The organism is Cryobacterium aureum, assembly GCF_002954245.1.
Classification (GTDB): Bacteria; Actinomycetota; Actinomycetes; order Actinomycetales; family Microbacteriaceae; genus Cryobacterium; species Cryobacterium aureum.
In genome coordinates this window covers 79012-97603 of the sequence record NZ_PPTG01000001.1, presented here as the reverse complement: position 1 = coordinate 97603, position 18592 = coordinate 79012, and the positions used below count along the sequence as shown (strand labels likewise).

Here is an 18592-nt window from a genome sequence, read left to right as displayed (position 1 = left end):
TTGTGCCGTGTCGTGCGCGGTCCCATCGTGTTGATCCTATCTGCCGAACCCGAGGGTTTCCGGGGGTGCGGAAATGAGTCTGGTGGCCCCCCGAAGAGGTGCCCGGCAGACTGTATTCAGTCTGCTGTACGTCGACGACGAAAGGGTGAATCGATGAGGATTCATATTGTGTGTGGTGCCGGTGCGTCCAGCACGTTTGTGGCCCTGCGGCTGCGCAGGAGCGCGGCGGTCCGGGGGATTGCGGTTCGCGTGACCGCCGGAAGCGAATCCGATCTGGCGAGCATGCTGCCGGTCATCGATGTGCTTCTCGTAGGTCCGCATCTGGAAGCGTTGTTCGCCCAGATCCAGCAGCAGGCCGCAGCGGCCGGCGTGCGGGCCAGCTTGATGTCCACGACGGTCTTCACCGCTCGCGATGGCGAAGAAGCCCTCGACCTGGCCCTCGAGACGGCCGGCACCGGTTCCTAACTGTGGCAGACCAGCACTCCCAACACCTGCCGCATAACGCACACGCAACGAAAGGCACCGCAATGCTCGAACGAACGGTTCTCATCGGATCGACCCACGGACTGCACGCTCGCCCGGCGAAACTGTTCAGCCAGGCCGCAGCGGCCGCGGGTATTCCCGTCACGCTCACCAAGACCGGCGGCAAGACGGTGAACGCCGCGAGCATCCTCGGCATCATCTCCCTCGGCATCGGCCACGGTGACGAGGTCACCCTTGCGGCCGACGGTGACACGGCCGAGACTGTCCTCGACGAGCTGGCCGGGCTGCTGCTCGTCGACCACGACGCTTAGGGGCTCCGCATGGAATTGCAGGGAATCGGAATCGGTCAGGGTGTCGTTGTGGGCCGGGTCGTGCGCATGCCCGACCCGATTCCCGACCCCGTCGCCGCGCCCAGCGCGCTGACACCGGTAGAAGAGGGCGACCGCGTTGCCGAAGCCCTCGGCGCCGTCGCAGCCGACCTCCTCGCCCGTGCGGAGCGGGCCGGCGGAGTGGCCGGCGAGGTGCTCGAGGCCCAGTCCATGATGGCCCAAGACCCCAGCCTCGTTGACGACGTCACGCTGCGGCTCGCCGCCGGTGCGACGGCGGAGCGGGCGGTCTTCGAGGCCTTCGCGGCCTTCCGTGACATGCTGACTGAGCTCGGCGGCTACATGGCCGAGCGAGCGGGCGACCTCGACGACGTCTCGCAGCGAGTCATCGCGCGTCTCGGTGGAGTCTCGGCGCCCGGGGTGCCCGACCGGGGACATCCGTTCATTCTCGTGGCGCGCGACCTGGCTCCGGCCGATACCGCCACCCTCGACCTGAGCCAGGTGCTCGGTCTGATCACCCTCGACGGGGGTCCCACCTCGCACACCGCGATTTTAGCCCGCGAGAAGTCCATTGTGGCCATCGTGCGCGCGGTCGGTGCGGCGGGCCTCACCGATGGCGACGAGGTCATTCTCGACGCCGCGAACAACCTGGTGATCACATCACCCAGTGCCGAGCAACTCTCCCAGGCGCACGCACGTGTGGCCGCCCGGGCAGCCCGCACGCTCGCGCCGGTGTCGCCGGGCCGTCTTGCGGACGGTACCCCCATTCCGCTTCTGTCTAACCTCGGGTCGGCCGACGGCGCCGCCGCGGCCGTCGCCTTAGGCGCGGAGGGCGTTGGCCTGTTCCGCACCGAATTCCTGTTTCTCGACGCCGTCACGGCGCCGACGGTGGCCGAGCAACGCTCCGAATACGAGCGGATGCTGCGCGCCTTCCCCGGCAAGAAGGTCGTGGTTCGTGCTCTGGACGCCGGGGCGGACAAGCCGCTGGCCTTCCTCAACGACGCCCGCGAAGAAAACCCGGCCCTCGGCCTGCGGGGACTGCGCGCGCTGCGTGCATCCGAGCAGATCCTGCGTGACCAACTGGAAGCGCTCGCCCAGGCGGACGCCGCCACCGACGCCGACCTGTGGGTGATGGCCCCGATGGTCGCCACCGTCGAGGAGACCCGCTACTTCGTGGCACTCGCGCGCGAGCTCGGGCTCAAGACCGCCGGGGTGATGGTCGAGATCCCCGCCGCCGCCCTTCTCGCCGACCGCATCCTGCGCCACGCCGACTTCGCCTCGATCGGCACGAACGACCTCACCCAATACACGCTCGCGGCCGACCGCCTGCTCGGCTCCGTGGCCGCCTTCCAGGACCCGTGGAACCCCGCGGTACTGCGCCTGGTGGCCGAGGTCGGTGCCGCCGGTGCCGCGCTCGGCAAGCCCGTCGGGGTGTGCGGGGAGGCCGCCGCGGATCCGCTGCTCGCCGTGGTGCTGGTCGGCCTGGGCGCAACGAGCCTGTCGATGTCCGCTTCAGCCCTCGCCGACGTGCGCGCCACCCTGGCAGATTTCACGAGCGAGCAGGCCCGGCTGTTGGCCGATCTTGCCCTCGAAGCCGAGGATGCGGCATCCGCTCGCGAAGTGGTCACGACCCAGGCCGCCACATTTCTTGCTTCATCTTCACATCTAAACCCTCCCGTGCAGCACACCCTAGAAAGGTACTGAAATGACGACGACGTCAGCCGACACCAAGCGAACGGGCACTCGCGTGCACGTGCAGCGCTTCGGCACATTCCTCAGCGGAATGGTCATGCCCAACATTCCCGCCTTCATCGCGTGGGGGCTGATCACCGCGCTGTTCATCCCCACCGGATGGACCCCCAACGAGACGTTCGCAACCCTCGTCGACCCGATGATCATCTACATGCTGCCGCTTTTGATCGCCAACACGGGTGGCCGCATGATCTATGACACCCGTGGTGGCGTGGTCGCCACGATCGCCACGATGGGTGTGATCGTCGGCAGCAGCATTCCGATGTTCATCGGAGCGATGATCGTCGGCCCGCTTGCGGCCTACCTGCTCAAGAAGGTCGACAGCATCTGGGAGGGTAAGGTCAAGGCCGGCTTCGAGATGCTCGTGAACAACTTCACGGCTGGAATCCTCGGCGCCATCCTCGCCCTCGGCGCGTTCGTCGGCATCGCCCCGCTCGTGACCGGGCTGAGCAAACTGCTCGAAACCGGTGTCGACTTTCTGATCGCCAACGGATTGCTGCCTCTCGCGAGCATCCTGATCGAACCGGGCAAGATTCTCTTCCTCAACAACGCCATCAATCACGGCGTGCTCACCCCGCTCGGCGTGCAACAGGTATCCGACACCGGCAAGTCGATCCTGTTCCTGCTCGAAGCCAACCCCGGCCCCGGGCTGGGCATCCTGCTCGCGTTCACCCTCTTCGGAACTGGTATTGCCAGGGCCAGCGCGCCCGGCGCAATCATCATCCAGTTCCTCGGCGGCATCCACGAGATCTACTTCCCCTACGTGCTGATGAAGCCGATTCTCATCCTGGCCGCCATCGGCGGCGGCATGACCGGTGTGGCCATCAACGTGGCGTTCGCCACCGGGCTGCGCGCTCCCGCCTCACCCGGCAGCATCTTCGCCGTGTTGTTCCAGACGTCGCCCGAGAGCTACATCGGCGTCATCTTGTCGGTCATCGGTGCGGCAGCAGTTTCCTTCCTGATCGCCGCCGTCATCCTGCGCGCCAGCCGTCGCCGCGACCTCTCCGAAGGCGCCGGTCTTGACCTGACCGCCGCCGTGGCGAAGACCGAGGCCAACAAGGGTAAATCCAGTTCGGTACTGGGCAGTCTCGTCGGCTCTACCGCAACGGATGCCGCGGCGGGCGGCGGCACCCCCACCCGCGACCTCCGCAACATCGTGTTCGCGTGCGACGCCGGAATGGGCTCGAGTGCGATGGGCGCCTCCGTGCTGCGCAACAAGATCAAGAAGGCCGGCATCGCGGGGATCACGGTGACCAACCAGGCCATCGCCAACCTTGATGGCAGCGCCGATCTCGTGATCACGCACCAGGACCTGACCGACCGTGCGCGGGCCAAGTCACCCGACTCCATGCATGTCTCCGTCGACAATTTCATGAACAGCCCGAAGTACGACGAAGTCGTGGGCATGCTCGAACACCAGACCAACGAGGGAGTCACCTCATGAGCCAGATCCTCGAACCCCGCAACCTGATCGCCCGTGGAACGGCCCGGACGCGCGACGAGGCGATTCGCGAGGCCGGTGGCCTTCTCGTGTCGTCCGGCGCCGTGAGCGAGGACTACGTGGCGTCCATGTTCGAGCGCGAAGCATCCGTTTCGACGTACATGGGCAACTTCCTCGCCATCCCGCACGGCACGAACGACGCGAAGGATTCCATCCTGCGCTCCGCCCTGTCGCTCGTGCGCTACGCCGAGCCGATCGATTGGAACGGCCAGCCGGTGCGTTTCGCCGTGGGTATCGCGGGGCTGAACAATGAGCACCTCGAGATCCTCTCCAAGATTGCCATCGTGTTCTCCGACGAAGACGAGGTGGCCAAACTCATCGACGCCGACTCGGCCGAAGAAATTTACGCCCTCCTCGAGGAGGTCAACGCAGAATGAAGGCTATTCACTTCGGCGCGGGCAACATCGGGCGCGGCTTCGTCGGACTCCTGCTGCACGAAGCCGGGTACGAGGTGGTCTTCGCCGACGTGAATTCGACCCTCATCGACGCGCTGCACGCCGCACGCAGCTATGACGTGCACGAGAAGGGGGAGGGAGCCCGCCAGCACACCGTGCAGGGATTCCGCGCCATCAATAGCGCCACCGACAGCGAGGCGCTGATCGACGAGATCGCCACCGCGGACATTGTGACGACGGCCGTGGGACCGAACATCCTCAAGTTCGTCGCCCCGCTCATCGCGGCCGGGCTGGCGCGCCGGGAAGCGTCGCTGCCGCCGCTCGCCGTGATGGCGTGTGAGAACGCCATCAACGCTACCGACCTGCTCGCCGAGCACGTACACAGCCACGTGGCCGGTGCCGACTGGCCGGCCGTCTCGGCGCGCGCGGCCTTCGCGAATACGGCCGTCGACCGCATCGTGCCCAACCAGGCAGCGGATGCGGGCCTCACGGTGACGGTGGAGGCCTTCTACGAATGGGTCATTGAACGCGGCGCATTCGGCGATGCGGTTCCGGTCATTCCGGGAGCCACGTTCGTGGACAACCTCCTGCCCTATATCGAGCGCAAGCTCTTCACGGTGAACACCGGGCACGCCACCATCGCCTACCTCGGCAGCCGGGCCGGCGTCAGCACGATCGCCGAGGCGCTCGACGTGCCGGCCGTCGTGGCGGCCGCCCGCGCCGTGCTCGAAGAGACGTCGGCGCTGCTGGTTGCCAAGCACGGACTCGACGAGGACGCCCAGCGCGCCTACCGGGAAAAAATCCTCGTTCGGTTCAGTAACCCGGCCCTGCTCGACACCGTCGAACGCGTGGGCCGCCAGCCGCTGCGCAAGCTCAGCCGCAACGAGCGGTTCATCGGCCCGGCCGCGGAATTGATCGAATCGGGCATCAGGCCAGAGGCGCTCCTGAGCGCCATCGGTGCGGTGCTGCGCTTTGACGTTGCGGCCGACGAGCAGAGCGTCGAGCTGCAACGGATGATCCGGGCCGAAAGCGCGGAGCACGTGGTCCTGCAGGTCTGCGGGCTCGATGCGGCGCATCCACTCTTCGCGTCGGTCGTGCTTGAGGTACGACGCGCGCAGGGATTATAGGACTGAATTGCCAAAAGGCAATCTCATACCATAAGATTGATCCTTGGTGTCTGGTGTCGTCTTTTGTGGCGTGTCTGGCATCAATCCCGCATGACCAGCAATCAATACAGAGCGACAGTGAGGGTATGGCCAAAAAAGACGGTGTCATCGAAATCGAGGGCGCAGTAGTCGAAGCTCTGCCCAACGCGATGTTTCGCGTTGAGCTGTCAAACGGCCACCGAGTTCTTGCCCACATTTCGGGCAAGATGCGCCAGCACTACATTCGCATCCTCCCGGAGGATCGCGTGATCGTAGAGCTGAGCCCGTACGACCTGACCCGCGGCCGGATCGTCTACCGCTACAAGTAACGACTGCTGTAAGTAACGGCCCTCGGCATCCCGAGGGTACGAAGACAGCGAAAAACAAGGAATCACCATGAAGGTCAAGCCCAGCGTCAAAAAGATCTGTGACAAGTGCAAGGTCATCCGCCGTAACGGCAATGTGATGGTCATCTGCGAGAACCCGCGTCACAAGCAGCGCCAGGGTTAATTCCCGTCGCGACTCGTCGCCTCGAGATTTACCTGAATAACTAAATATTTACTAGCAGTTCCGGGAGCCCGTGAGGGTGACACCATCGGTTGGAGGCCGGTGTACAGGAGCTGTTACAGACCTCCATCACTAACAGGAGACACAATGGCACGTCTAGCCGGCGTCGACATCCCGCGCGATAAGCGCGTGGAAGTTGCATTGACTTACATTTACGGTGTTGGCCGTACGAGGGCCCTCAAGACCCTCGCCGACACTGGAATCGACGGAAACATCCGCGTCAAGGATTTGAGCGACGACCAGCTCGTCCTCCTCCGCGACTACGTCGAAGGCACCTTCAAGGTTGAGGGTGACCTCCGCCGTGAGGTTGCCGCTGACATCCGCCGCAAGGTTGAAATTGGCAGCTACGAGGGCATTCGCCACCGCAAGGGCCTGCCCGTTCGCGGACAGCGCACCAAGACCAACGCTCGCACCCGCAAGGGCCCGAAGCGCACCGTAGCCGGCAAGAAGAAGGCGCGCTAGGCCTCGGCCTAGCCCGCTAACGCCTTTAGGATTCAGGAGAAATTCATGGCACAACCCAAGTCGGCCGTACGGAAGCCGCGTAAGAAAGAAAAGAAGAACATTGCTGTGGGCCAGGCCCACATCAAGAGCACCTTCAACAACACGATCGTGTCGATCACCGACACGACCGGAGCCGTCATCAGCTGGGCCTCGTCGGGCCAGGTTGGTTTCAAGGGTTCGCGCAAGTCGACCCCCTTCGCCGCACAGCTGGCCGCCGAGTCGGCCGCCCGCCAGGCACAGGAACACGGCATGAAGAAGGTTGACGTCTTCGTCAAGGGACCCGGCTCAGGCCGCGAGACCGCGATCCGTTCGCTCCAGGCCGCTGGCCTGGAGGTCGGTTCGATCAACGACGTGACGCCTCAGGCTCACAACGGATGCCGTCCGCCGAAGCGCCGCCGCGTCTAAAGCACAAGCTGTCATCTCGACGGGCTCGGCACTTAATTGTCACCGAGCCCCGTCGGGATTCTTTTCTTTCACCTTTTCACTCTCTCGTCATTGCAAGTGTCATATAGCGGACACTTAGCCGAAAGGAATCAACAGTGCTTATTGCACAGCGTCCAACGCTCACCGAAGAGAACATCTCGGAGTTCCGTTCACGGTTCATCATTGAGCCGCTCGAACCTGGCTTCGGCTACACCCTCGGCAACTCGCTTCGCCGTACCCTGCTCTCCTCGATCCCGGGCGCTGCTGTAACCAGCATCCGTATCGATGGCGTGCTGCACGAGTTCAGCACCGTTCCCGGGGTGAAGGAAGATGTCACCGAGATCATCCTGAACATCAAGGGATTGGTCGTCTCGAGCGAGCACGACGAGCCGATCACCGCGTACCTGCGCAAGCAGGGTGCCGGCCAGGTTACCGCCGCTGACATTTCGGCTCCGGCCGGCGTCGAGGTGCACAACCCGGAACTGGTCATCGCAACCCTCAACGACAAGGCGAAGTTCGAACTCGAACTGACCATTGAGCGTGGCCGTGGTTACGTCTCCAGCACCCAGAACCGCAACGAGTTCTCCGAGGCCGGCCAGATTCCGGTCGACTCGATCTACTCGCCCGTGCTCAAGGTGACCTACCGTGTCGAGGCAACTCGTGCCGGTGAGCGCACTGACTTCGACCGCCTCGTCGTTGACGTGGAGACCAAGTCGGCTATCTCGCCCCGCGACGCCATCGCATCCTCTGGCCGCACCCTGACCGAGCTGTTCGGTCTGGCCCGCGAGCTCAATACCGCCGCTGAGGGCATCGAGATCGGCCCAGCGCCGGTTGACGCTGTGCTCTCGACCGAGCTTTCGATTCCGATCGAAGACCTCGACCTGTCGGTGCGCTCGTACAACTGCCTCAAGCGCGAAGGCATCAACAACGTCAGCGAACTGGTCGCCCTCTCGGAGACCCAGCTGATGAACATCCGCAACTTCGGGCAGAAGTCGGTTGACGAAGTGAAGGACAAGCTCGTTGAGCTCGGCCTGTCCCTGAAGGATTCGGTTCCCGGATTCGACGGCGCGCACTTCTACAGCGGCTACGAAGAAGAGACCATCTAAGGCTCGCGCTTCAACGCTGCCTTTCGATTTTTTGATACTGGAGATTACCAATGCCTAAGCCCACAAAGGGCCCCCGTCTCGGTGGCGGCCCGGCGCACGAGCGCCTCATGCTTGCGAACCTGGCCGCGGCCCTGTTCACCCACAAGTCGATCAAGACGACCGAGACCCGTGCCAAGCGCCTGCGTCCGCTCGCCGAGCGCATGGTGCAGTTCGCCAAGCGCGGCGACCTGCACGCCCGTCGTCGCGTTCTCGCGACGATTACAGACAAGACCGTCGTGCACGAGCTGTTCACGGTTATCGCCCCGCAGGTCAACGAGCGTCAGGGCGGCTACACCCGCATCACGAAGCTTGGTTTCCGCAAGGGTGACAACGCGTCCATGGTGCAGATGGAGCTCGTTCTCGAGCCCCTGACCCCCAAGGTCAAGCGCTCCAAGACAGCGACCGTTGCCGCGACCCCAGTCGGGTCCGAGAACGTCGTTGCCGAAGACGTCGTTGCTGACGACGTCGTCGTCGAAGATGCAGCCGTCGAGGAGACCGTTGTCGCTGAAGACGTCGTAGCTGAGGATGCAGTTGTCGAAGACGCTGCCGCCGACGAGGCCGACAAGAAGTAGCACCACCATCAAGAGGGGAGCCAACGACAGTTGGCTCCCCTCTTTTTTGTACCCCCACGTCCCGACATCCCGCGAGAGCGGGAAAAGTGTTGCTTCAGCTACCGGGAAGTAGCGTTTTCTCCGCTTTCGCGTGAAAGATAGGGTTGGGGGATGGATCACCGCGCTACTTCATTGGCCGAACGGGTGGGAGACGCCCCGGCTCCGGTACTTCCGCAGCACCCGGACGTGGGCGTGTGGCGAGCGGCCACCGAGGGCGACATCGACGGTATTTGGGAGCTGCGCCGGGCCATGGGCGAGGTAGACCACCCTAACTACCTCACCGCGCGCGGCGCGATCGCCGCCGACTTCGGCTACTCGCACTTTCACCCGGAGCTCGATTCGCTCGTCGCTCTCGACGAGGCCGGCCGCATTGTGGCGGTCGGCATGGTCATGTTCCCGCCCCGGCAGGTGAGCCTCGTGCGCTCGATGCCGATCGGCGGAGTTCATCCGGCGCTTCGCGGTCGGGGCATCGGCCGCCAACTGCTGGCCTGGCAGCTTGCTCGGGCGAAGCAACAACTCGCCTCCGGGGCCGGAACGCTTCCCGGTTGGATCCTGACCTACGCCGACGAACGTTCCCCGCAGAACGCCGCCCTGTTCGAACACGCCGGCCTCAGCCTCGCCCGCTACTTTCTCACCCTCGAACGCCCCTTGGATGCCCCGGTACGCGTAATCGACCCGGCCGCCGGAATCCGCATTGCCGCCTATACCGCTGCGGTCTCGGCCGAGGTGCACGCTGCCCGCGACGACTCTTTCATGGATCACTGGGGCAGCCAGCCAATGAGCGACGAAAACTGGGATGCCTTCGTCGGCGGCAAATGGTTTCGACCCGACCTGTCGTTCGTTGCCTATGGAACCGATGAGGCCGCCACGGACAGTGCCGGCACCGAGCACGTCGTCGGCTTCGTGCTGTCGACCGCCAACGAGAACGTCTGGGCCACGCAAGGGTTCACCGGCAGCTATATCGACCTGGTCGGTGTCTTGAGCGGATGGCGCGGCCGCCACATCGCGCAATCCCTACTGGCCGCCCAATTGGCCGCAGGTCGTGCTCTCGGCCACGAGCGGGTGACCCTCGCGGTGGACTCCGCCAGCCCCACCGGCGCCCTCGGCCTCTACACCGGCATGGGTTTCGTGCCCACCCACAAGAAAATGGCCTACACCCTCGAGTTCTGAGGTCTGGCCCAGTTCGGGGCAGCCTGGCTTGGGTGCAGCATGACCGAGTAACTGGCGGGCCACTCTCGACGTGGACTCGGCGAGCCCGCCCGGCGCGCTCGACCTCTACACGGGCATCGGCTTCTTCGCCACCAACAGGGAGCTCGCCTACGCGCTCGATTTCTGATTCTCAGCGGTAGGGCGGCGAACTGGGAGCGTCGGGGTCACGCATCAACCAGCTGTTGTCGGGCAGCGGCGGCACCGCAGCAAGACGCGCAAGCGCGGCGTGCACCTCGTCGGCGTAGAGTTGGCCGCCGGTCGGCCCCGGGTGCACATGGTCGTCTGCCAGCAGATTGAGTCGCCCCGCGATCACGTCGTGCCAGTTCGCCAGCTCGACCCGGCGATTGCCCGCAGCGAACTCGGCGAGCCTGGCATTGACCGTGTCGGTCCACTCCCGTTCGGCGTAGGCATTCACCAGTACGAGCTGCCGGTCGGGCCCGAGAATGCGCAGAATCTCGGTGAGTTCGTCGGTCGTGATCGGCCCGTTGGTGCCGAGCCCGACGACCACCACCGGCTGCAACTGGTCCGCCGCCTTCAGCGCCATCAATATGTCGTCTGCGGAATACATCCCGCGGGAGACCGATGCGTCAACGGTCATGCCCGCGAAGGTGGCCTGTAATTCCGGAGCCGACGCCAGCATGACCGAGTCGCCGATGGCGGTGATCGGTCCGTCGACCAGTGCAGGGGCTGCGGTGGCCTGGCGGGCAGCCGCGGCGGCCGCAGCCTGCGCGGCGGCCCGCGCCGCGGCATCCATTGCCCGTTGGCCGCGTTCGATGCGGAGTTGCGCCGAGGTCTGCGCCGGCGCGGCCACGACGGCGGCGGTGGTGCCGCCGACCAGCAACACCGATAGTGCGGCTGTCGCCGCTATCAGGCGGCGGCGGCGGGTGGGGCCGGTCCACAGTGCACCGATCTTGCGGATGCTGCCGCGCACGCCGACCCGCCGGATCGGCACTTCCAGCCAGCGGTAGGACACTCCGGCCACAAAAAGGGTAATGACCGTGGCGAGCACGCCGATCGGCAGCACACTGCCGGCGCGCGGCGATGCCGGCCAGAGCAGCTGAACCAGCACGAGGATCGGCCAGTGCCACAGGTAGATTCCGTAGGACCGCTCACCGAGGTAGCGGAGCGGGGCTGCGTCGAGCAGGCGCCCGAACCGGCCGCCGCGCACTCCCGCCCAGATGGCTAGCGCTGTGGCCAGGGACACGGCGACGAGGCCACCGCGGAAGGTTGCCGTACCGTCTTCCGGCAGCCAGAGCGCAAAGGCTACGATCGTCAGCACTGCGGCCCCGCCAAGCCACGGACGCAACCGTGGCAGCTCGTTGCGCTGCCCGCTCGGTCGGCGCAGCAGCAGGGCGAGGGCAGCGCCCGCGAACAGGCCGAAACTGTGGGTGTCTGAACCGTAGTACACCCGGGTGGGGTCCGCGCCGGGCTGGTACAGCGCTCCCATCCACAGGGCCGAGGCGACGAACAGCGTGGTGACAATGGCCAGCCGAACGCGCGGGCGGCGAATCAGCAGCACCGCCAGCAGGAGCAGCGGCCAGACCAGGTAGAACTGCTCCTCCACCGCGAGCGACCACAGGTTGCGCAGCAGTTCGGGTTCGTTGACGCTGAAATAGCTCGCATCATTCGCGATCGACACCCAGTTGTAGCCGAAGGTGCTGGCTCCGACTAGTTGCGCGCCGAGACCCACCAGCACGTCGCCGCCGATCACAAAGGCGATCGTGCAGCTGATCAGCACGACCGGAATGAGCGGCGGCACCAGTCTGCGGGCACGCCGCTGCCAAAACCGGCGAAGCGAGATGCGCCCGGTGCGCGTGTGCTCGGAGACCAGCAGCCCGGTGATCAGAAAACCACTGATCACGAAGAACACGTCAACGCCGATAAAACCGCCCGGCAGTACGGCCGGAAAGAAATGGTACAGCGCGACGGCAATGACGGCGAGTGCGCGCAGACCGTCGAGGCCGGCCAGGCGACCGCTGCGCGGGGCATTCGTCGGCCCCAGCACGGGCGTGTTTACCGGCCCGATCGTTGCGGTCGCTGACCGAGTCCTCCCGGTGAACGGGAACGCGCGCGGGGAACGAGTCATGGGCAACGCCGGGTTTCTTTGGCACTCATTATGGGGTGGGCCGTGGGCCGGTTTCAACGATAACCCGAGCGCGCCGCCTAGGCTTACCCTCGTGAATCTTTTTGTGCCCCGCGCCGCGAACGCAGCGCTCGGCTCCACGCGCATCCGTCTTGACCTCTCTTACGATGGCACCGATTTCACCGGTTGGGCCCGCCAGCCGGGCTTTCGAACCGTGCAGGCCGACATTGAGAACGGCCTCGCCGGCATTCTGCAGAGCTTTCCCCCGCACCCAACGCTCATCGTCGCCGGCCGAACGGATGCCGGAGTGCACGCCCGCGGACAGGTCGCCCATTTCGACCTCACCGCTGACCAGGCGCACTCCCTCGTGCGCATCCAGCGCGGTACCGGCAACCGTCCGCCGGTGGACCTCGGCACCGCCGTGCTGCGTCGCCTCGGCGGCATCCTGGTGACCAAGCCCGACATCGTGCTGCGCCGCGCCACGGTCGTGCCCGGCGGCTTCGACGCCCGGTTCTCGGCCATGTGGCGCCGGTACGAATACCGCATCGCAGACCCCCTCGCCCTGCATGACCCGCAGCAGCGCCTGCGCACCACGTGGCATCCGTTTAAACTCGACCTCGCGGCCATGGATGCCGCAGCAGCCACCCTGGTGGGCCTGCACGACTTCGCCGCCTACTGCAAGCCGCGCCCTGGAGCGACGACCATTCGCACCGTGCAGGACTTTCGCTGGCACCGCGACGACGACGGCCTCCTCATCGCCACGATCAAAGCGGATGCCTTCTGCCACAGCATGGTGCGCGCCATGGTCGGCGCCTGCGTGGCCGTGGGGGAGGGCCGCCTCGACGGCAGCACCCTCGCCCACCTGCACTTCGACAAACACCGCATCAGCGAGTTCAAGGTGATGCAGGCGCACGGCCTCACCCTGATCGATGTGGGCTACCCCGACGACGCGTCCCTGGCGCAGCGCGCCATTGATACCCGCAACCGGCGTTCACTTCCTGTGCAAGTTGCGTCCGCCACCGCCTCCGACTAGTGTTGTCCCTTGGTGTCTGTGCGTTGCAGCACGGCACCCGAACGTGAGCCCTCCATCGACAGTGTTCTCCTCGAGATGTATATCTCAATAGAACACGCCCGGAGCGGGATTCACGAACACCTCCGTTCGAAAAAGAAGAAAGCAGCACAACAGTGACGCGCACTTACACCCCCAAGGCAAGCGAACTCCAGCACGACTGGGTTGTCATCGACGCCACCGATATCGTCCTCGGACGTCTGGCCAGCCACGCGGCAATCCTGCTGCGCGGCAAGCACAAGGCCACCTTCTCCCCGCACATGGACGGTGGCGACTTCGTCATCATCGTCAACGCCGAGAAGGTTGCCTTGACCGGCAAGAAGCTCGACCTGAAGATCGCCTACCGCCACTCCGGTTACCCGGGCGGCCTCACGGCGACCAACTACTCCGAGATGCTCGAGAAGCACCCGACCCGTGCGGTTGAAAAAGCGATTCGCGGCATGCTGCCGAAGAACTCGCTCGGTCGCGCCCAGCTCACCAAGCTGAAGGTTTACGCCGGCCCTGAGCACCCGCACTCCGCTCAGCAGCCCACGCCGTACACCCTCAGCCAGGTCGCGCAGTAGCGCCGGCAACCAGACTTCTCGACTCTTAGATAAAAAGGATTCCCATCATCGTGGCGAAGATCGCAGACCAGATTGACCAGGCTCCGGAGAGCTACTCCACCGAGACTCCGGCCGAAACCGTAACCAAGGCGCCCCGCGCCGTCCTCAACGTTCCCGGCGCAGCCGTCGGCCGTCGCAAGCAGGCCATCGCCCGCGTGCGCATCGTCCCCGGCTCCGGCACGATCGTTGTCAACGGCCGCGAGTTCGCTGACTACTTCCCGAACAAGCTGCACCAGCAGCTGATCAACGACCCGTTCAAGGTTCTCGACCTGCTCGGCTCGTACGACGTCATCGCCCGCATCACCGGTGGTGGCCCGTCCGGCCAGGCAGGCGCGCTTCGCCTCGGCATCGCACGCTGCTTGAACCTGATCGACGAAGAGAACAACCGCGCCATCCTCAAGAAGAACGGCTTCCTCAGCCGCGACGCTCGAGTCAAGGAGCGTAAGAAGGCCGGACTCAAGAAGGCCCGTAAGGCACCTCAGTTCAGCAAGCGCTAACCCGATAGCCGACGACGAAATGACTCGTCTGTTCGGCACGGACGGCGTTCGGGGCCTGGCCAACCGTGATCTCACGGCTGGCCTGGCCCTGAGCCTTGCCCAGGCCAGCGCCGCAGTGCTGACCAAGGGTCGTCGTGCCCAAGCACGCCTCGAAGCGGGCCGCCGGCCCGTCGCTGTGGTCGCCCGCGACCCGCGAATTTCCGGTGAATTCCTCAACGCTGCCGTCTCGGCCGGTCTGGCCTCCAGCGGTGTCGACGTTCTCGACGCCGGAGTCATCCCCACGCCGGCTGCAGCCTTTTTGATCAACGACATCGGTGCCGACTTCGGTGTGATGATTTCTGCCTCACACAACGCGGCGCCCGATAACGGCATCAAGATCTTCGCCTATGGCGGAACCAAACTCCCCGACGACGTCGAGGACCGCATTGAGAGCTACATCGGTCGCGACACGCTGATGCCGATCGCCGGCGACGTTGGACGCATCCGTCGCTTTGCCGACGCCGAAGACCGCTACGTGGTGCACCTGCTCACCACCCTGCCGCACCGTCTCGACGGCATTCACGTCGTGCTCGACTGCGCCCACGGCGCCGCTGCCGGCGTCTCGCCGCAGGTGTTCACGGATGCCGGTGCCCGCCTCACGGTGATTGGCGCCGACCCCGACGGCCTCAACATCAACGACGGCGTGGGCTCCACCCACCTCGACAACCTCGCCAAGGCCGTGCTCGAGCACGGCGCCGACATCGGCATCGCCCACGACGGCGACGCCGACCGCTGCCTGGCCGTGGACAAGAACGGCAACATCGTCGACGGCGACCAGATTATGGCGATCCTCGCCGTGTCGATGGCCGAACGCGGCGTACTGAAAGACCGCACGCTGGTGGCGACCGTCATGAGCAACCTCGGTCTGCGCAAGGCGATGGCAGCCAACGACATCGCCATGGTGCAGACCAAGGTTGGCGACCGGTACGTGCTCGAAGAGCTCAACGCCCACGGGTATTCCCTGGGCGGTGAACAGAGCGGTCACGTCATTATGACCAAATTCGCCACCACCGGCGACGGGATCCTCACCGGCCTGCACCTCGTCGCCGAAATGGCGCGCACCGGTAAAACCCTCGCCGAACTGGCATCCGTCATGACGGTGTACCCGCAGATTCTGGTCAACGTGCGCGGCGTCAACCACAAGGGGCTCGGCGCCGACGACGTCATCGCCCAGGCCGTGCTCGCCGCTGAAGCAGAACTCGGCGACACCGGCCGCGTGCTGCTGCGCCCTTCGGGCACAGAGCCGATGGTGCGGGTCATGGTCGAAGCCGCCGACCAGCCGACGGCCGACCGCCTGGCGCACTCCCTCGCCGACGTGGTCCGCGAGCGCCTGGCCCTCTAGCCCTTACCGGACGGGGCCCGGGCCCCGTCCAGACAGAGCGCGTGCTTGCACGGAGTTAGACCTTGCGCAGGAGCACCTTGGAGACGGCGTGCGTGGGGTCCTTGCGCAGTACCAGGGTCGCGCGCGACCGGGTGGGACGAATGTTCTGCAGCAGGTTGGGCTGGTTGATACTGGTCCAGATGCTGCGCGCCTTGCCGCGCGCTTCATCTTCGGTGAGCGCCGCGTAGCGGTGGAAGAATGAGTTGGGGTTGGCAAACGCCCCGCGCTGCAGCTTGAGAAAACGCTCCTCGTACCAGCGGGCAATGTCCTGGGTACGAGCATCCACATAGATGGTGAAGTCAAACAGGTCGCTGACCGAGAGACCGTGCCCGGGGGCGGGAGGCTGCAGTACGTTGAGGCCCTCGACGATAAGAATGTCGGGCTGTCGCACCACGATCTGCGCGTCGGGCACGATGTCGTAGCTGAGGTGCGAGTAGAACGGTGAACGCACCTCTGGGGCGCCGCTCTTGACCGCGCTGACAAACCGCAGTAGCGCACGCCGGTCGTAGGACTCCGGGAATCCCTTGCGTTCCATCAGGCCGCGGCGATTCAGTTCGGCGTTGGGAAACAGAAATCCGTCGGTCGTGACAAGTTCCACCCGGGGGGTGTCGTCCCAGCGGGCGAGCATCTCCCGGAGCAGCCGGGCGGTGGTCGATTTGCCGACGGCGACCGAGCCGGCCACACCGATCACGAACGGGGTCGGGCGGGCACGTTCGCCCAGGAATCCGCTGGTCGCTCGGTGCAGCGTGCGGGCATTCGCCGCGTACAGGTTGAGCAGACGACTCAGCGGAAGGTAGACATCCGTCACCTCGTTGATGTCGAGCGGCTCGCCGATGCCGCGCAACTGCACGATCTCGGTCTCTCTCAGCGGCAGTAGAGTGGTCGGCGCGAGGGCTGCCCAATCGGCCCGGTCGAGCTCCACAAAAGGGGTACCGTGACCGTTCATAACAGGGGCCAGCACCGGATCGGACATTGCCCCAAGCTTAGTCCGACTAAAATCGACTTCCATGTGCGGAATCGTAGGTTATGTCGGAAGCAATAAAACCGTTGACGTTCTCATGGGAGGACTCGGACGGCTCGAATACCGTGGGTATGACTCCGCGGGAATAGCCGTCATTGATGAATTCGGTGCACTCAACACCGCCAAGAAGGCCGGCAAGCTGTCGGCCCTCACCAACGAGCTCAAGGCTCACCCGATCAACGACGGCACGACCGGAATCGGCCACACCCGCTGGGCCACCCACGGCGGACCCACCGACGGCAATGCCCACCCGCACCTCGGTGACAACAACAAGCTCGCCCTCATCCACAATGGCATCATCGAGAACTTCGCCCCCCTGCGCGACGAACTCCTGGCCGAGGGCTACACCTTTCTGAGCGAGACCGACACCGAGGTCGCCGCGGTGCTGCTCGGCCGCGAATACCAGCGCGTCGGCGACCTCGCCGAAGCTTTCCGCATCATCGTCGCCCGTCTCGACGGCGCGTTCACGCTGCTGGCCGTGCACCAGGACCAGCCCGGCGTCGTCGTCGGCGCCCGCCGCAACTCCCCGCTCGTCATCGGTCTCGGCGAGGGCGAGAACTTTCTCGGCTCCGACGTCGCCGCGTTCGTCGAATACACCCGCCGCGCCGTCGCTATCGGCCAGGACCAGATCGTCACGATCACAGCGGATGCCGTCACCGTCACCGACTTCGACGGTCACCTGGTCGAGACCGAAGAGTTCGACATCGCCTGGGACGCCTCCGCCAGTGAAAAGGGCGGCTGGTCCAGCTTCATGGCCAAGGAAGTCTCCGAGCAGCCCGACGCCGTCGCCAACACCCTGCGCGGCCGCATCACCGACGACCAGGTCGTCGTTCCCGAACTGACCGCGTTCGGCGATGACGTGCTCGCGGGCATCCGGCGTATCGTCATCGTCGCCTGCGGAACCGCAGCCTACGCCGGCCAGACCGCCAAATACGCCATTGAAAAGTGGGCGCAGGTTCCCGTCGACGTCGAACTCAGCCACGAGTTCCGCTACCGCGACCCGGTGCTCAGCGCCGACACCCTGGTGATCTCGATCAGCCAGTCCGGCGAAACCATGGACACGCTCATGGCCGTCAAATTCGCCATGTCACTCGGCGCCAAGGCCATCTCGATCTGCAACACGCAGGGTGCGACTATCCCGCGCGAGAGCGACGCCGTCATCTACACGCACGCCGGCCCCGAAGTCGCCGTGGCCTCCACCAAGGCCTTCGTCGCCCAGATCGCCGCGCTTTACCTGTTCGCCCTGCACCTCGCCCGCGTGCGCGGCAGCCTCACCGAGGCCGAACAGGCCGCGCAGGTCGCCGAACTGCAGGCCATTCCGGAGAAGATCCAGGCCGTTCTCGGCGTCGAAGACGAGGTACGCCAGCTCGCCCGCTGGATGAGCGACACCCGCGCGGTGCTGTTCCTCGGCCGTCACGTCGGGTTCCCGATCGCGCTCGAGGGTGCGCTCAAGCTCAAGGAACTCGCCTACATCCATGCCGAAGGCTTCGCCGCCGGAGAACTCAAGCACGGCCCGATTGCGCTGATCGAACCCGGTCAGCCGGTGTTCGTCGTGGTACCGAGCCCGCGCGGCTCGGCCCACCTGCACCCGAAGGTCGTCTCCAACATTCAGGAGATTCGCGCCCGAGGTGCTCGCATCATCGCCATCGCGGAGGTAGGCGACGCGGCCGTGCTGCCTTTTGCCGACACCGTCATCCACATCCCGCTCGCGGCGCCGCTGTTCGAACCGCTGCTGGCCGTGGTGCCGTTGCAGATGTTCGCTATGGAACTCGCCATCGCCAAGGGCCTCGACGTCGACCAGCCGCGCAACCTCGCAAAGTCAGTCACGGTCGAATAGGCCAC

Annotated in this window: 20 protein-coding genes; 18 read left to right on the top strand and 2 right to left on the bottom strand. The window is 65.3% G+C overall.

Annotated elements, in window-relative coordinates; translation table 11 throughout:
* The first annotated feature begins 153 nt into the window (after positions 1-153).
* The 13 genes from CJ028_RS00485 (at position 154) to CJ028_RS00425 (ending at position 10019) form a co-directional block, all read left to right on the top strand.
* Positions 154-465, top strand: coding sequence for a PTS sugar transporter subunit IIB (locus tag CJ028_RS00485; RefSeq protein ID WP_105033342.1), 312 nt, complete (start codon positions 154-156; stop codon positions 463-465).
* Between the two features lie 62 nt (positions 466-527).
* Positions 528-794, top strand: a complete 267-nt coding sequence (locus CJ028_RS00480; RefSeq protein WP_105033341.1) for an HPr family phosphocarrier protein — start codon at positions 528-530, stop codon at positions 792-794.
* 9 nt (positions 795-803) lie between these two features.
* The gene (ptsP, locus tag CJ028_RS00475; RefSeq protein WP_105033340.1) at positions 804-2513 is read left to right on the top strand and encodes a phosphoenolpyruvate--protein phosphotransferase; all 1710 of its coding nucleotides are present in this window, start codon (positions 804-806) and stop codon (positions 2511-2513) included.
* 1 nt (position 2514) lies between these two features.
* Positions 2515-4005, top strand: a complete 1491-nt coding sequence (locus tag CJ028_RS00470) for a PTS mannitol transporter subunit IIBC (protein ID WP_105033339.1) — start codon at positions 2515-2517, stop codon at positions 4003-4005.
* Positions 4002-4439 (top strand): PTS mannitol transporter subunit IIA, encoded by a 438-nt coding sequence (locus CJ028_RS00465; RefSeq protein WP_105033338.1) that lies wholly within the window; start codon positions 4002-4004, stop codon positions 4437-4439. The genes CJ028_RS00470 and CJ028_RS00465 overlap by 4 nt, the downstream gene beginning before the upstream one ends.
* Positions 4436-5584, top strand: coding sequence for a mannitol-1-phosphate 5-dehydrogenase (locus CJ028_RS00460; RefSeq protein WP_105033337.1), 1149 nt, complete (start codon positions 4436-4438; stop codon positions 5582-5584). The genes CJ028_RS00465 and CJ028_RS00460 overlap by 4 nt, the downstream gene beginning before the upstream one ends.
* 125 nt (positions 5585-5709) lie before the next feature.
* Positions 5710-5931 carry a translation initiation factor IF-1 gene (gene infA, locus CJ028_RS00455; RefSeq protein WP_035834638.1) on the top strand — a complete coding sequence of 74 codons (222 nt, stop codon included), beginning with the start codon at positions 5710-5712 and terminating at the stop codon, positions 5929-5931.
* A 67-nt stretch (positions 5932-5998) separates the two neighbouring features.
* Complete coding sequence (gene rpmJ / locus CJ028_RS00450) at positions 5999-6112, top strand: 50S ribosomal protein L36 (protein WP_035834639.1); 114 nt, start codon at positions 5999-6001, stop codon at positions 6110-6112.
* A gap of 144 nt (positions 6113-6256) precedes the next feature.
* The gene (gene rpsM / locus CJ028_RS00445) at positions 6257-6631 is read left to right on the top strand and encodes a 30S ribosomal protein S13 (protein WP_092449488.1); all 375 of its coding nucleotides are present in this window, start codon (positions 6257-6259) and stop codon (positions 6629-6631) included.
* A gap of 45 nt (positions 6632-6676) precedes the next feature.
* Positions 6677-7075 (top strand): 30S ribosomal protein S11, encoded by a 399-nt coding sequence (gene rpsK, locus CJ028_RS00440; RefSeq protein ID WP_035834641.1) that lies wholly within the window; start codon positions 6677-6679, stop codon positions 7073-7075.
* Between the two features lie 134 nt (positions 7076-7209).
* Positions 7210-8199, top strand: a complete 990-nt coding sequence (locus tag CJ028_RS00435) for a DNA-directed RNA polymerase subunit alpha (protein ID WP_092107272.1) — start codon at positions 7210-7212, stop codon at positions 8197-8199.
* 50 nt (positions 8200-8249) lie between these two features.
* Positions 8250-8810 (top strand): 50S ribosomal protein L17, encoded by a 561-nt coding sequence (rplQ, locus tag CJ028_RS00430; RefSeq protein WP_105033336.1) that lies wholly within the window; start codon positions 8250-8252, stop codon positions 8808-8810.
* Between the two features lie 150 nt (positions 8811-8960).
* Entirely contained in the window at positions 8961-10019 is a 1059-nt protein-coding gene (locus tag CJ028_RS00425) for a GNAT family N-acetyltransferase (protein WP_105033335.1), read from the top strand.
* Between the two features lie 169 nt (positions 10020-10188).
* On the opposite strand, the gene CJ028_RS00420 is transcribed toward CJ028_RS00425, so the two are convergent.
* Positions 10189-12144 (bottom strand): acyltransferase family protein, encoded by a 1956-nt coding sequence (locus tag CJ028_RS00420; RefSeq protein WP_161498849.1) that lies wholly within the window; start codon positions 12142-12144, stop codon positions 10189-10191.
* Positions 12145-12235: 91 nt separating this feature from the next.
* Between CJ028_RS00420 and truA the strand changes: the two genes are divergently transcribed.
* From truA to glmM, 4 genes are all read left to right on the top strand, one after another.
* On the top strand, positions 12236-13174 hold the full coding sequence (truA, locus tag CJ028_RS00415; protein WP_240607007.1) for a tRNA pseudouridine(38-40) synthase TruA: 939 nt from the start codon (positions 12236-12238) through the stop codon (positions 13172-13174).
* 152 nt (positions 13175-13326) lie between these two features.
* A complete protein-coding gene (gene rplM, locus CJ028_RS00410) occupies positions 13327-13773 on the top strand; it encodes a 50S ribosomal protein L13 (protein ID WP_104083755.1) in 447 nt (148 codons plus the stop codon).
* Between the two features lie 50 nt (positions 13774-13823).
* On the top strand, positions 13824-14309 hold the full coding sequence (gene rpsI / locus CJ028_RS00405; RefSeq protein WP_092107287.1) for a 30S ribosomal protein S9: 486 nt from the start codon (positions 13824-13826) through the stop codon (positions 14307-14309).
* A gap of 19 nt (positions 14310-14328) precedes the next feature.
* Entirely contained in the window at positions 14329-15690 is a 1362-nt protein-coding gene (gene glmM / locus CJ028_RS00400) for a phosphoglucosamine mutase (RefSeq protein WP_105033333.1), read from the top strand.
* Between the two features lie 55 nt (positions 15691-15745).
* Here glmM and coaA read toward each other — a convergent pair whose 3' ends face one another.
* Positions 15746-16702 (bottom strand): type I pantothenate kinase, encoded by a 957-nt coding sequence (gene coaA, locus CJ028_RS00395; protein ID WP_105033332.1) that lies wholly within the window; start codon positions 16700-16702, stop codon positions 15746-15748.
* Positions 16703-16736: 34 nt separating this feature from the next.
* On the opposite strand from coaA, the gene glmS reads away from it, so the two are divergent.
* Positions 16737-18587, top strand: a complete 1851-nt coding sequence (gene glmS / locus CJ028_RS00390; RefSeq protein WP_105033331.1) for a glutamine--fructose-6-phosphate transaminase (isomerizing) — start codon at positions 16737-16739, stop codon at positions 18585-18587.
* The last annotated feature ends 5 nt before the right edge of the window (positions 18588-18592 follow it).